We start from the raw sequence: 13337 nt of genomic DNA on the forward strand, positions 1-13337 counted from the left end.
GACAAGAACGACGCGCTGGACTGGCAGTCCTACTTCCACCAGCGCAACCGCACGATCGCGGCTCTGCTGCACTCGCCCTACGAGCACGGCGGGCGGGTGGTCAGGGAGAGCTTCAACCACCAGATCAAGCATCTGTTCTCGATGCAGTACTCCACCGCGGAGCTCCGGCACCGTGCGCTCGAGGACGTGCTGGCCGGCCCGGAGCGGCTGCACGACGAGCTCGCCACCAAGCTACCGGAGCTCAAGGCGCTGCGCAGCCAGTTCGCGGACGCCCAGACCTCGCCCGACCCCGACGCGTTCCCGGCCGTGAAGCGCAAGAAGCCGCCGAAGCGTGGGCAGGACCCGACACTGCCGAAGGGCCGCATCGGTCAGCTCGTCTCGGCCGCCACCAGTGCCGTACGCCAGGCTCGCCCGATCCGCACCCTGGCCGAGCAGCACCCGGAGGCACGGCTCGCGGCGATGGACGCCAAGTGGTGGATGATCGCCCAGTTCGACTCCGTCGTCGTCTCGATGCCCGACGGCACCAGCGCGTCCTGGCACAAGCGCGACCAGCATGAGTTCAAGAGCCTGCTGGCCCGGACCGTCGAGATCCACCAGCGGCTGCACCGCGAGTGGCCGGCGCTGGCAGCCCGCTACCGCGACTCGCTCGCCGACATCACCTCGCCCGAGACCTGGGCCAAGACTTTCGAGGCGTCGTCGGCGGAGAGCGACACCCGATGACCACTCTCGTCGGCCGACCCGGCCCCGACGAGCGACCGCCCGGCACGGCCGGGATGCAGCCGCCCTCGAGCACCAGTGGCCTGCTCGAGGTCTTCCGTCGTCGCTACCTGCTGCGGCTACTGGTCAAGCGTGAGCTGAGTGCCCGCTATCAGGGCTCGTTCCTGGGCATGGTGTGGTCCTACATCCAGCCGCTGGTCCGCTTCCTGCTCTACTACTTCGTCATCGGCCAGATCATCGGCATGGGCGATGTGGTGGAGAACTTTGCCGTCCACGTCTTCACCGCGATGGTCTTCGTCAACTACTTCACCGAGTCGTTCACGGCCGGCACCCGGTCCATCGTGCGGAACTCCTCGATCATCAAGAAGATGGCCGTCCCGCGGGAGATGTTCCCGACCGCGTCGATGATCGTCTCGGCGTACCACACGGTCCCCGGGATGGTGATCCTCCTCGGAGCCTGCCTGTTCGTGGGTTGGTCGCCCGATCCCGTCGGCTTCGCCGCGGGCCTGCTGGGGTTCCTGATCTTCACGGTCCTCGGCACCGCGCTCGCGTTGCTGTTCAGCGCCGCGAATGTGTTCGCCCGGGACTTCTCCAACGTGGTGCAGACTTTGAACCAGTTCGTGCAGTTCAGCGTGCCGATGATCTACCCCTACAGCCTGGTTCAGGACAAGTTCGCCGAATTCGCGCCCTACTACCTTCTCAACCCGCTCGCCTCGGCGGTGCTGCTGATGCAGCGTTGCTTCTGGCTCCCGACCACTGACGACCCCGCCGCGAGCGCCATCACCGAGATGCCCGACCACTTGTTCACGATCGGCTTCGCCCACCTCGGCGGAGCGCTGGTCGTCCTCGTGATCGCCCAGCTCGTCTTCATCCGACTCGAGAAGAAGTTCCCGGAGCGCCTCTAGCCCATGACCAAGTCCATCGTCGTCGACCACGTGTCGAAGCGCTTCACCATGCGCTACCACCGGACGATCAAGCAGATGTCCATCGCCAAGATCCGCGGGCAAGATCTCACCGACACCTTCCTGGCGCTCGACGACGTCTCGTTCGAGGTGGAGCAGGGTGAGTCCATCGGCCTGATGGGGCTCAACGGCTCCGGCAAGAGCACCCTGTTGAAGCTGATCAACGGTGTGATGCGCCCGGACAGCGGACAAGTGCTGACCCGGGGCCGGATCGCCGGCCTGATCGCCACCGGGACCGGCTTCCACCCCCAGCTCACCGGCCGCGAGAACATCGTGCTGAACGCCGCCATTCTCGGCATGACCGACAAGGAGACCAAGGCGAGGTTCGACGAGATCATCGACTTCGCCGACATCGGCAAGTTCATCGACACGCCAGTCGGCCACTACTCCTCGGGAATGTCGTCCCGTCTCGGATTCGCCGTGGCAGTGAACACCAACTCCGACATCTTCCTCGTCGACGAGGTCCTCGCGGTGGGGGACAAGCCGTTCAAGAAGAAGTGCATGGCGAAGATGCAGGAGATCCGGGCGAGCGGACGCACGCTGTTCTACGTCAGCCACGCGGCGGGTTCGGTCCGGAAGATGTGCGACCGGGTGATCGTGCTGGAGAAGGGTCGCAAGGTGTTCGACGGGGAGACCGATGCGGGGATCAAGTTCCTGCACTACGAGGACACCGAGGACGACGTGAACTCCGAGCAGGAGGAGGACGAGGAGCTGGGTAGCGACGTTTGAGTCTCGTGGACGTCCGGCAGCCGGTGGCTCGGTCCGCGGGAATCTGACGTCCGCGATGCGCCTGCCGTCGCCGCCCCGACCTACCATCCGGGCCTCGCAGGCTCGGCCCTCCCGCCAGACCCGCCACGGTCGGGGCGGCGACGTCCGGCTCACCGCTCACCGGTAGTCCCGCGGTCCGGGTCGGCGAAACACTGCGGCCCAACCCCTGCCCGGGTTACAAAGGTCGCACGCAAGGCGCAGGTCATGGTCATGGGTGGCCGAAAAGCCCTTGTGGGTAAGGGAAATCACCTTCTCGGCGGGTGGGGACGAATTACAAGTTTGTAGTTCAGCGGAACCTATTGCGGGGTTCTGGGACGGGTGTGACATTTGGTACTCGTGTGAATTCGCCCCGCCTTGGAGAGCCGCTCAATGACCGAGAGACGAAGCCGTTTCGTGGCGCTGTGCCAGCAGACGCTGGCCTGCGCCGTGGTGGCCGCCGTCGCGGCGCCCGCCGCGGGAGTCGTGTCGCTCGACATCGTCGCGCCGCCGCAGGGCGGAGCGTCCGGCCCGGCCGTGGCCGGGGCGCTGGTGGCGTCGGAGCCGGTCGAGCCCGACGTGCGCGAGGTTCCGCTGGTCGAGACGACGGGGCAGTGGCCGCCGGCGCGCTCGCAGTCGATGGATCCGGAGGGAGTCTCCACACGGCTGACCGCCCGCGCTTCCGCGGCTCCCGAGAGCTCCACCGACGAGGAGGCCGTGAGCGACGCGGAGACCGTGCGTGGCTTCGGCTCGGTCGGCGTCACCTGGGACGGCGCCGACGAGATGGACCACGACGAGATCCTGATCGAGGTGCGAACGCTCGACGCCGGGCGGTGGTCGCAGTGGCAGGAGATGCACTACGACGACAACCACGCCCCCGAACCGGCGAGTGCGGAGTCCTACCGGGCCGGCACGGACGCGGTGGTCGTGGGCGACGTGGACGACGTACAGGTGCGCGTGACCACCGAGGGCGCGAAGCTGCCCTCCGACATGCGGCTGAGCATCGTCGACCCCGGCCGGACCACCGCTCCCGTGCGTCAACAGCCGGACATCGACACCGCACAGCTGAGCAGTGCCAGCACGACTGACGCCGCGACTCCGGCTCCGGCGACCACTCCCGATCCTGCCGCGGCAGCGGAGCCGGCCGTCGCCGACGAGCCTGCTGCCGTGACGAGTGCGGCCGCGCTCACAGCGCCACAGCCGGAGATCTTCTCCCGCGCCCAGTGGGGTGCAGACGAGCGGATGCGCGACAAGGGCTCGCTGCGCTACGGCACGATCAAGGCCGGCTTCGTGCACCACACGGTCAACGCCAACAACTACACGGCCGAGCAGGTGCCCGCGATCCTCCGCGGCATCTACGCGTACCACACGCAGTCGCGGGGCTGGAGCGACGTCGGCTACAACTTCCTCGTCGACCGGTTCGGGCGCATCTGGGAGGGCCGGTACGGCGGGGTCGACAAGGCCGTCGTCGGTGCACACACCCTGAACTACAACGAGCAGTCGTTCGCGATGTCCGCGATCGGCAACTTCGAGACCGCGCAGCCCACCTCGGCGATGCTGGACGCGTACGGACGCCTCTTCGCGTGGAAGCTCGGGTTGCACGGCGTGGCCGCGTCCACGACCGGGATCACCATGAACGGCAAGAGGTTCAACGCGATCAACGGCCACCGGGACGCGGGATCCACGGCGTGCCCGGGCAAGTACCTCTACGCCCAGCTCCCCGCGATCCGCCAGCTGGCCACGTCGTACCAGGGGACGACCACACCTGCGCCACCACCGCCACCACCGGCCCCGCCGGCGGTGACGAAGACGCCGCTGAACACCAACATCTCGGGCAGCCAGTGGCCGGACTTCGTGGTTCGCGACGCCGCGACCCAGCAGGCGTTCGTCGTGCGCACCGGCGGCCAGCCCGGGTTCAGCCGTGGCCAGCCGGTCGCGGGCGGCTTCTCCGGCACGGACAAGGTCGTCGGGACCTGGGACCTCGACGGCGACGGCCTCGCGGACCTGCTCGCGCGCGACAAGAAGTCCGGGACCACGACGTTCTACAAGGGCAACGGTGCGGGCCAGGTGTCCGCCGGAGCCACCACCAAGCGCTTCTCGAAGATGGTGCAGCTGGTCGGCGTCGGTGACTTCGACGGCGACGGGCGCAACGACGTGGTCGGCAAGAAGGCGCGCAAGCAGAAGCTGCTGCTGTTCCGCGGCAAGGGGAACGGCACCTTCAAGAAGACCAAGGTGGTCGCCAACCCCTGGACCTACCAGCTCGTCGTGGCGGCCGGTGACGCGAACCGCGACGGCAAGCAGGATCTCTACGCCCGCGACGCCGACGGCAAGCTGTGGCTGCTCCGCGGCGACGGCTCGGGCGGTCTGAAGAAGAACGCCCGCAAGCTGCCGGGTTCCTGGGACCGCTTCGACGTGCTCTCAGGTTTCGGCGACCTCACCAACGACGGGCGGCCCGACCTGCTGGCCAGGGCCAAGGAGTCCGGTCGCACGTACGTCTACCCCGCCCAGGGACGCAAGGGCTTCGGCCAGCGCTTCGGTGGCTGGAACCGGTTCGCCGGGGTCGGGAAGCTGGTCCCGGCCGGGGACCTGATGGGTCCGGCGGCCGACCTGGTGGGGGTGAGCCGCAAGGGCAGCCTCGTCGTGTTCCCCAACCGGCAGGGCCGGCCGATCGAGGGCGTCATGCCGACCGGTGTGACCTTCTCGGACTCCTCCCAGGTGCTCACGGTCGGCGACTTCAACCGCGACGGCCACACCGACGTGCTGACCCGCAGCGCCGCCACCGGCGACCTGTTCCTGCGGGCCGGCAACGGCGCCGACGGGTTCGCCGAGCCGGTCCTCGCCGGCCAGGGCTTCGCGTCGGTCGCGGACCTGCGCGGCGTCGGCGACGTCACCGGCGACGGCATCCCCGACCTGGCGGGCACTCCGTCGGGCAGCTCGGCCCACATCTACCCCGGCAACGGCAGCGGCGGGTTCGGCGCCGGATACGCGGCCAAGGGTCCGAAGAACCTCGCCCGGCTCGTGAAGTCGACGAGGTACGACTGGGTGCTTCCGCTCGGCAACCTCGACGGCGGCGGACGCAAGGACGTGCTCGTGCGGGCCCGCAAGACGGGCACCCTCTGGCTGCTTCCGGGAGTCAAGGGCGGGTTCGACAAGAGGCAGTACGTCGCATCCGGGTTCGGCGGCTTCGACCTGGCCGGCTAGGTCCTGGCCGCCGACGGAGCACGGCCGTCACGCTCCGGGCTGGGCGCGGAGCGTGGCGGTCGCTCGTTCGGACGCCCGGCGGCGCTCCCACCCTGCCTCCTCGGGGTGCCGCACCCACACCGTCCCGCCACCCGCGACGAGCGGAGCCAGCAACGTGGTCAGTCCGGCGTCGCTGCACGGGTTCACGTCGGTGAGCAGCCGGCCGGCCGGCTCGAGCAGCGTCGACGACTCGGCCAGCCCGACGAGCTCGGACTGGGAGAGACGCTGGCTGCCGACCCAGGCCTCGTCGTCGGGCGCGGGCGGGTCGTAGGCGGTGAACGCGTCCGGTTGGCCCAGCACGACGGCCGCGTAGTCCACGACACCGGTCGGAAGGGCTTCGGTGAAGCGGCCCGCCATCGGGCGCAGCGACATGGCGACCACCTGGACGGTGGCGGCTGCGTCGGCGTACTCGGCCAGCCGGTCGGGGCCGCAGGCGACGACGGCCGGGCCGCCGGCGTCGTCCAGCACGGACGGGTCGGCGGTGACGCGCAGGCCCAGGCTCCAGGCCGCACCGAGCCACACCGCACCGAGCCAGTGCGTGGGGAGGTCGACGAGTGCCAGCTGGCCGCGCTCGAGGTCGAGCTCGTCCTGGAGCAGCGCGGCGGTCTTCGCGACCCAGTTGGCGTACGTCGTGACCGACAGCTCGATGCGCTCGCCGGTGGCGTCGTCGTAGAAGGTCACGAGCGGCCGAGCGGCATCGGTGCGCAGCTGCGTGGCGAGGACCGCGGCGAAGGTGGTGGCAGGCACCTGGCGACCTTATGTGAACGGGCGGAATGGCATGATTCCGCCCATGTCCGCAGACGAGCAGAGCAGCCGCGCGCCGCGTGAGGCGGTGATCGTGGCGGGTGGCTTCGGCACCCGGCTGCTGCCGTTGACGACCCGACGGCCCAAGCACCTTCTCGAGGTCGGTGGCGTGCCGTTCCTCGCCCATCAGATCGGCCGACTGGCCCAGGCGGGTGTCGAACACGTGGTGCTCGCGACGTCGTACCGCGCCGACCTCTTCGAGCCCGTGCTCGGTGACGGGAGCCGATGGGGGATCCGGCTCAGCTACGTGCAGGAGGAGGAGCCGTTGGGCACCGGCGGCGCGATCCGCAACGTCGCGCCGGCCCTGGCCGACGACCCCGACGGTGCCGTCGTGATCCTCAACGGCGACATCCTGTCGGGCCACGACCTCGGCGCCCAGCTCGACGACTTCGAGACCCCGCGCGAGGGGCGGCAGGTGGATGTGTCGCTGCACCTCGTGGAGGTCGAGGACGCCCGCGCGTTCGGCTGCGTGCCGACCGACGCCGCGGGCCGGGTGACCGGCTTCCACGAGAAGAGCGACAACCCGGTCACCAGGCAGATCAACGCGGGCTGCTACGTCTTCCGGAGGCGGGTCATCGACACGATCCCGGCCGGCAGGGTCGTGTCCGTCGAGCGGGAGACGTTCCCCGAGCTCGTCGACGACGGCGCCCTCGTGGTGGGGCACCTCGAGAACGGCTACTGGCGTGATGTCGGTACGCCGGAGGCGCTGGTCGCCGCCTCGCGGGACCTCGTGCTCGGAGTGGCGCCCAGCCCCGAGGTCGACATGGAGCCCGACGGCGCCCGCATCGACGACGAGGCGGAGGTCGACGACTCCGCCGTTGTCAACGGCGGCAGCGCCGTCGCCCGGGGAGCCCGCGTCGAGGCGGGAGCCGTCGTCGCAGGCAGCGTCGTCATGGCGGGCGCGGTGGTCGGCTCCGGGGCGGTCATCACCGAGTGCGTGGTCGGGCCGGGTGCCGCGGTCGGCAGCGACGTCACCCTGGAACGGGTCACGATCGGCGACGGCGCCGTCGTGGACGTGGCCGTCGCACCCGGCAGTCGGGTCGACTGCGACACGGTCACGTCCTGAGCAGGCCGGTGATCCACTCGGTGCCGCCGAGGACCGCCACGAACCGCAGCCACCGGCCCACCAGGCCGATCACGCAGAACAGCATCAGGTTCATGCGCAGCTGACCGGCGAGCACGGCCAGGATCGCGAACGGCGGCAGGCCCGTGGCCGCGGAGACGAAGACCAGCGCGCCTGCGGCGACCGGCCGGTCGTGGGTGCGGGCTCGCCATACCTCGAGCCGGGCGGCGTTCTTCGGTTGCTCGACCTTGCGGCGGATCCAGCCCCAGTTCAGCGCACTCGCGCCGAGGTAGTACCAGATGATCTTGCCGACCATCTGCCCCACGGCGGCGACGAGGGCGAGCGTCCAGATGCCGTCGACGTCGGCGACCGCCGCGCGGACACCGAGGATCGCCTCGATGTTGATGAGCGGGAAGAGTGCCGAGGCGAACCCCAGCACGAGCACACCCAGGAGGTCACGCACGGTGGGGTCCGGGTGTCCCGGTCACATCGCGTTGGGCTCGGGCGAGTCGGTGTAGGGGTAGTCCTCGACGAAGTCGCTCACGACCTGACCGCTCGGGGCGTCGCAGTACATCCACACGCCCTCCTGGTCCTCGAGCGTCTCCGGGTTCGCGTACCAGTGGGTGAGGGCGATGTGCGCACCGTCCGGGAAGGCCTTGCCGTCCTCCTCCGTCCACGGCAGGGCGATGAACTTGTCGGTGAGCTCGTCGCCCTCGAACTTCGACGCGATCGCCTTCACCGCGGCGAGCTGGTCGGCGTTGTCGGCGATCGTCTCGTCGTACCAGAGCAGGTTGTAGCCGTGCTCCAGGTTGTGCACGTAGTACTCCAGGTCCTGGCGGTCGGACGTGGAGTAGAACTTCCTGTTGAAGCCGGCGGTCTGCGGGTAGTGCGGACCGAATGCCGGGGGAGCGTCCTGGTAGACGATGTCCGTGCCGATCTCCCGGTGGTCGTTCTGGCCTTCGGCGGACTTCTTCACGACCTCCTGGCAGTTGGCCGCGCCGGCCGCGGCCCCGATCTCCTCGAGCTCACCGCCGGCCACCTGCTCCTGGCGGATCAGGGGGTAGGCACCCAGCCCGATGATCACCAGCGCGACGACGACGACCGCGCCGAGGATGGCTCGGGTGCGGCGCTTCTCGGCGCGCTCCTGCTGCTTGCGCAGCTCCGCCGCGACGGCGCGACGGTCCTTGTCCTTGCTGGGCTTGGCCATGTGGGTGCGGTTCCTCGGTGGCGTGATCGGGTGCGGGTGCCGCGGGGGCGGTCGGGCGAAGTCTACTGAGTGGCTTCAACGAAACTGAGGCGGTCCGGATCCGTGCCGGACCCGGCGCGCCAGCCCAGGGCGAACGCCGCGGCAGTCAGCCGCGCCTCGAGCCGACCGAGTGCGCGCTCGTCCACCGACGGCAGCGGTACGTCGACCGTGGCCGGCGCGCCACCGGCGACGAGGACCTCGCCGTCGACCAGGACGCCGAGGTGGTGCGCCACCACCCGGGCGGTCGCCGGCGCACCGAACCCGCGAACCGACGCCGCGTCCGCCGTGAGGGCGGCGAGCACCGCCTCGCGGGCGCCCAGCCCGAACATGTCGTGGGACTCCGCGCGGACCAGCGCGCGTGCCCCCGGGCCGTGCTCGCCCGGAGGGAGCACTCGGGCGGCGAGCCCTCGCACCACGGCCGCGGGACGCCTTGAGAGCTTGCCCTTGACCAGGTCTCCGGCGGCCGCGATCTCGTCGGCCACGGCCGGGGCGGTCACCGCCAGCACGTTGCCGTAGCCGTCGTCCCGTCCCGCGTGCTCGTCGAGCACCTGCAGACCGGCGACTCCGATCGCGATGTCGGTCTGGCCCTCCCGCCAGGCTCGTCCCGCGGTGTCGGACACGACGACGGCGACGTTGCGCCCCGTCAGGTCGAGCAGAGCCTCTCGCAGCCGGACGGCGGAGGCATCAGGGTCAAGGGGGAGCGCCAACGTCGTACCCGCGGCCGTGTTGGATGCGTCGACGCCCGCACCGGCGAGGACCAGGCCGTGTCGGGTGCGTACGATCCGGGTGTCCGCGCGCGTCGCCAGCACCCGGTCGGTCTCCGCAGTGACGACGGCCTCCTTGGGGAGGTCGCTGTGCCGGCCCTCCGCCTTGCTGACCACCTTGCTGGTCACCACCAGCACGTCGCCGTCCTCGAGACGCGGGGAACCGGGCGCGGCGACGAGCAGAGCGGCGAGATCGTCGCCGGCGGTCACCTCGCCGAGTCCGTCGACCGGCAGGACCAGCACGGTTCCGGGGGTCATCGGGCCACCAGGGCCAGCGCGTCCGCGGCCATGGCGGCGGTGGCCTCCACGTCGGACATCATCAGCGGTACGGCGCGGCAGGCGATGCCCGCGGACCGAACCCGCGTGACGGCCTCCGCGTCCCGGCTGTCCACGAGCCAGCCGTCGAGCAGGCCGCCGTCCGCCCGTCCTCCGTAGTGCTCCGCGACACCGGCGGCACTGACCTCCGCGCCGATCGCGGTGAGCAGCTGCTCGGCCATCCCGCGGACGTGGTGGCCGGCGACGATGGGGGAGAGCCCGACCACCGGAGCCGCCGTCTCGGCAAGGGCGTCACGGATGCCGGCCACCCCCACGATCGTCCCGATCGACACCACCGGGTTGGACGGCGGCAGCACCACGACGTCGGCGTCGGTGATCGCCTCGACCACCCCGGGGGCGGGCGTCGCCTTGTCCAGCCCGACCGGCACCACGGCGTGCGCGGGCACTGCCGCGGCCAGCCGGATCCAGTACTCCTGGAAGTGCACGGCCCGGCGCCCGGACGGCTCCGTATCGTCGTCCACCACCACGTGGGTCTCGACCCGGTCGTCCGACATCGGCAGCAGCCGGACGCCCGGCTGCCAGCGCCGGCACAGCGCCTCGGTGACCGCCGACAGCGGGTAGCCCGCGTCCAGCATCTGGGTGCGCACGAGGTGGGTCGCGAGGTCGCGGTCACCCAGCCCGAACCAGGTCGGCTCGACGCCGTACGCCGCCAGCTCCTCCTTGGCGTGCCAGGTCTCGGCCGTGCGTCCCCAGCCCCGCTCCTGGTCGATGCCGCCCCCGAGCGTGTACATCACCGTGTCGAGGTCGGGGCACACCTTCAGGCCGTGCAGCCAGATGTCGTCGGCGGTGTTGGCGACGACCGTCACCTCGGCGTCCGGCTCCGTCGCGGCGAGATGGTGCAGCAGTCCCTGGAGAAAGCGGGCCCCACCCACGCCCCCGGACAGCACGGTGACCCGTCGCGGCCCCGAGCCGGCTGGTGTCGGGGTGGCGGGCGGTGGCGCGGTCTCCATCGGTCTCCTGGTCGGGATCGGGGTGGGCCTATATCAGACCCGGGCTTGACTTCCGTTGTACGACAGACGTGTAATTCCCACAGTGTTGTTCGTTTCGGGGACACGGGGCGCGAACCGCACTAGCGTTTACAACACGAGAGGGACAAGGCGTCGAGAAGCGGGCCTCTTCGGTCGCATCTCAGCAACATACCGGCGTCATTGTTGACGGGTGAGTGGACGGGACCCTCGGGTCTCACGGGTCGAAAGGGCGAGATCGTGCGAGAGCTGTTCATACTCGACGAAGGCGCCGAGGAGTTTGGCTGGCAGGAGCGCGCCCTGTGCGCGCAGACGGATCCCGAGGCGTTCTTCCCGGAGAAGGGCGGCTCGACACGGGAGGCCAAACGGGTCTGCCTGACGTGCGACGTGCGAGACGAGTGCCTGGAGTACGCACTCGGTCACGACGAGCGCTTCGGCATCTGGGGCGGTCTCTCCGAGCGGGAGCGGCGGAAGCTGAAGAAGAAGGCCGTCTAGCTCGTCCAGTTGTCTGTCCCTCTGCCCGGCACCCCGGGCGAGGGCAGGGACGGTGTGGCGCATCTGACGGGCTGACGATTCTGTCAGCCCCGAGGGCACCCCCTAGGGTTGAGCGCCGTGACGACCCCTCGACCGGCTCCGGAGAGCGCATCGGTGACCGCGCTCATCGTCAGCCATGACGGGGAGCGCTGGCTGTCGACCGTGCTCGACGCGGTGGAGGGCCAGACTCGGCGGCCCGACGACATGCACGCCGTCGACACCGGCAGCACCGACGGCAGCGTCGACCTGCTGCACAAACGGCTCGGCAACGATGGTCTGACCACGGCCCCCGCCCACACCTCCTTCGGTGCGGCGGTCGCACGTGGCCTGGCCGCCCTGGCGCCGGCCGCGCCCGGTGACAACGGCTGGATCTGGCTCCTCCACGACGACAGCGCCCCGGCGCCCGACGCGCTCGAACAGCTGCTGGCGGCCGCCGCCGGCCAGCCGAGTGTCGACATCCTCGGCCCCAAGCTCCGCGAGTGGCCCTCCCTGCGTCGGCTCCTGGAGATCGGCGTGACCATCAGCGGCACCGGTCGCCGCGAGACCGGACTCGAGCGCGGCGAGTACGACCAGGGCCAGCACGACCGCCAGCACGACGTGCTGGCCGTCAACACGGCCGGGATGCTGGTACGCCGTACGGTCCTCGAGAAGCTGGGGTTCGACGAGCGGCTGCCGATCTTCGGCAACGACCTCGACTTCGGCTGGCGTGCCGCACGCGCCGGCCATCGCACCCTGGTGGTCCCCGACGCGGTCGTCTTCCACGTCGAGGCGGCCCACCGCGGGGTGCGCAGGACGGACCTGACCGGCCGGCACTTCCATCGCGGCGAGCGTCAGGCCGCGCTCTACACGCTCCTGGTCAACACCTCGGGTCGATGGCTGCCCGTCCTCTGGGTGCGGCTGCTGCTCGGCTCCCTGGTCCGGTCGTTGGGATTCCTGCTGGTCCGGGCGCCGGGAGAGGCGCGCGACGAGCTGTCGGCGCTGGCACGGGTCCATGGCCGACCGGGCCGGATCATCGGCGGCCGGCGGCGCCGACGGCAGACCGCGACAGTCGGTCACGGCGAGGTGAAGCACCTGCTGGCGCCGGCCTGGCTGCCCTACCGGCACGGCCTCGACTTCGTCTCCGACCTCGCCCTCGCACTCACCAACCAGGCCACGGACCTGTCCGCCGCCCGTCGGGCCCGGAGCACCGGGACCGCGTCCGAGACCGGCCCGGTCCCGGAGGAGGCGCAGAACCTCCCCGAGGACACCGGTGTCGTCGCCCGACTGCTTCGCAGCCCGCTCGCCGGGCTGGTCGCGGTGACCGTGCTGGCGTCGCTGGTCGCGGCCCGGGACCTGATCGGCGCCGGCTGGCTCTCCGGTGGCGCGCTGCTGCCCGCGCCGGAGAGCGCGTTCGACTGGTGGCGCAGCTACCTCGCAGCGGGTCACGACCTGGGCACCGGCTCCGCGGCACCGGCCGGTCCCTACCTGCTCCCGCTCGCGTTCGTCGGCACGTTGACCTTCGGCAAGGCATGGGTCGTCGTCGACCTGGTGTTCCTGCTCGCGGTGCCGCTGGCGCTCCTCGGGGCCTACCGCACGATGCGCCGCCTCACCCCGTCTCCGGCCGCCGCGCTGTGGGCGTCTCTCGCCTACGCGCTCCTTCCGGTCCTCACGGGGGCGGTCCAGGAGGGCCGCCTCGGCACGGTGGTGGGCGTCATCGTGCTGCCCTGGCTGGTGCACTCCGCGCTCTTCCTGGCTCCCGGCCACTCCGCCGACCGGCGGTGGCGGGCGGCCTGGCGCACGTCGCTGTGGCTCGCCTTGCTCGTCGCTTTCGTCCCGGTCGCGATCCTGCTCGCGCTGCCCGTCGCCGCGCTCGCGTTCGGCGCCGCCCGCCGCGGGTCCGCGGCCGAGTCGGCGAGCTGGCTGCCGGTCGTGACCCCGCTGCTGGTGAGCCTGGTGCTGCTGCTGCCGTGGACCTTCGCGACC

The 13337-nt window shown here is 70.8% G+C and carries 11 protein-coding genes and 1 pseudogene; 7 read left to right on the plus strand and 5 right to left on the minus strand.

The features are described from left to right. The 4 genes and pseudogenes from VFH10_RS16680 to VFH10_RS16695 all read left to right on the plus strand — a co-directional run. A pseudogene (locus VFH10_RS16680) lies at positions 1–720 on the plus strand (glycosyltransferase family 2 protein); the annotation flags it as partial. Next, positions 717–1622, plus strand: a complete 906-nt coding sequence (locus VFH10_RS16685; RefSeq protein ID WP_325130566.1) for an ABC transporter permease — start codon at positions 717–719, stop codon at positions 1620–1622. The pseudogene VFH10_RS16680 and the gene VFH10_RS16685, both read left to right, overlap by 4 nt. Before the next feature lie 3 nt (positions 1623–1625). Then, positions 1626–2408 (plus strand): ABC transporter ATP-binding protein, encoded by a 783-nt coding sequence (locus tag VFH10_RS16690; protein ID WP_325130568.1) that lies wholly within the window; start codon positions 1626–1628, stop codon positions 2406–2408. 408 nt (positions 2409–2816) lie between these two features. Further along, on the plus strand, positions 2817–5624 hold the full coding sequence (locus VFH10_RS16695) for an FG-GAP-like repeat-containing protein (RefSeq protein ID WP_325130570.1): 2808 nt from the start codon (positions 2817–2819) through the stop codon (positions 5622–5624). Between the two features lie 27 nt (positions 5625–5651). On the opposite strand, the gene VFH10_RS16700 is transcribed toward VFH10_RS16695, so the two are convergent. Beyond that, complete coding sequence (locus tag VFH10_RS16700) at positions 5652–6410, minus strand: TIGR03089 family protein (protein ID WP_325130572.1); 759 nt, start codon at positions 6408–6410, stop codon at positions 5652–5654. A gap of 43 nt (positions 6411–6453) precedes the next feature. On the opposite strand from VFH10_RS16700, the gene VFH10_RS16705 reads away from it, so the two are divergent. Next, complete coding sequence (locus VFH10_RS16705; protein WP_325130574.1) at positions 6454–7533, plus strand: NDP-sugar synthase; 1080 nt, start codon at positions 6454–6456, stop codon at positions 7531–7533. Here the strand turns inward: VFH10_RS16705 and VFH10_RS16710 are convergent. The 4 genes from VFH10_RS16710 to cofD form a co-directional block, all read right to left on the minus strand. Then, positions 7523–7993, minus strand: coding sequence for a VTT domain-containing protein (locus VFH10_RS16710; RefSeq protein WP_325130578.1), 471 nt, complete (start codon positions 7991–7993; stop codon positions 7523–7525). The two genes, VFH10_RS16705 and VFH10_RS16710, sit on opposite strands and share 11 nt — an antisense overlap. A gap of 21 nt (positions 7994–8014) precedes the next feature. Further along, positions 8015–8737, minus strand: coding sequence for a DUF3105 domain-containing protein (locus tag VFH10_RS16715; RefSeq protein ID WP_325130580.1), 723 nt, complete (start codon positions 8735–8737; stop codon positions 8015–8017). 62 nt (positions 8738–8799) lie between these two features. Then, positions 8800–9798, minus strand: coding sequence for a coenzyme F420-0:L-glutamate ligase (gene cofE, locus VFH10_RS16720; RefSeq protein ID WP_325130582.1), 999 nt, complete (start codon positions 9796–9798; stop codon positions 8800–8802). Continuing rightward, entirely contained in the window at positions 9795–10826 is a 1032-nt protein-coding gene (gene cofD, locus VFH10_RS16725) for a 2-phospho-L-lactate transferase (protein WP_325130584.1), read from the minus strand. Before cofD ends, cofE begins: the two co-directional genes overlap by 4 nt. A 255-nt stretch (positions 10827–11081) precedes the next feature. Between cofD and VFH10_RS16730 the strand changes: the two genes are divergently transcribed. Then, complete coding sequence (locus VFH10_RS16730; RefSeq protein WP_325130586.1) at positions 11082–11336, plus strand: WhiB family transcriptional regulator; 255 nt, start codon at positions 11082–11084, stop codon at positions 11334–11336. Between the two features lie 117 nt (positions 11337–11453). Beyond that, on the plus strand, positions 11454–13337 hold a 1884-nt coding region (locus tag VFH10_RS16735; RefSeq protein ID WP_325130588.1), incomplete at its 3' end, for a glycosyltransferase family 2 protein.

The organism is Nocardioides sp. (genome assembly GCF_035697785.1).
Lineage (GTDB): Bacteria > Actinomycetota > Actinomycetes > Propionibacteriales > Nocardioidaceae > Nocardioides_B.

Coding starts and splice junctions, on each gene's coding strand:
- VFH10_RS16685 (WP_325130566.1), top strand. CDS start 717: ATGACCACTCTCGTCGGCCGACCCGGCCCCGACGAGCGACCGCCCGGC.
- VFH10_RS16690 (WP_325130568.1), top strand. CDS start 1,626: ATGACCAAGTCCATCGTCGTCGACCACGTGTCGAAGCGCTTCACCATG.
- VFH10_RS16695 (WP_325130570.1), top strand. CDS start 2,817: ATGACCGAGAGACGAAGCCGTTTCGTGGCGCTGTGCCAGCAGACGCTG.
- VFH10_RS16705 (WP_325130574.1), top strand. CDS start 6,454: ATGTCCGCAGACGAGCAGAGCAGCCGCGCGCCGCGTGAGGCGGTGATC.
- VFH10_RS16715 (WP_325130580.1), bottom strand. CDS start 8,737: ATGGCCAAGCCCAGCAAGGACAAGGACCGTCGCGCCGTCGCGGCGGAG.
- cofE (WP_325130582.1), bottom strand. CDS start 9,798: ATGACCCCCGGAACCGTGCTGGTCCTGCCGGTCGACGGACTCGGCGAG.
- cofD (WP_325130584.1), bottom strand. CDS start 10,826: ATGGAGACCGCGCCACCGCCCGCCACCCCGACACCAGCCGGCTCGGGG.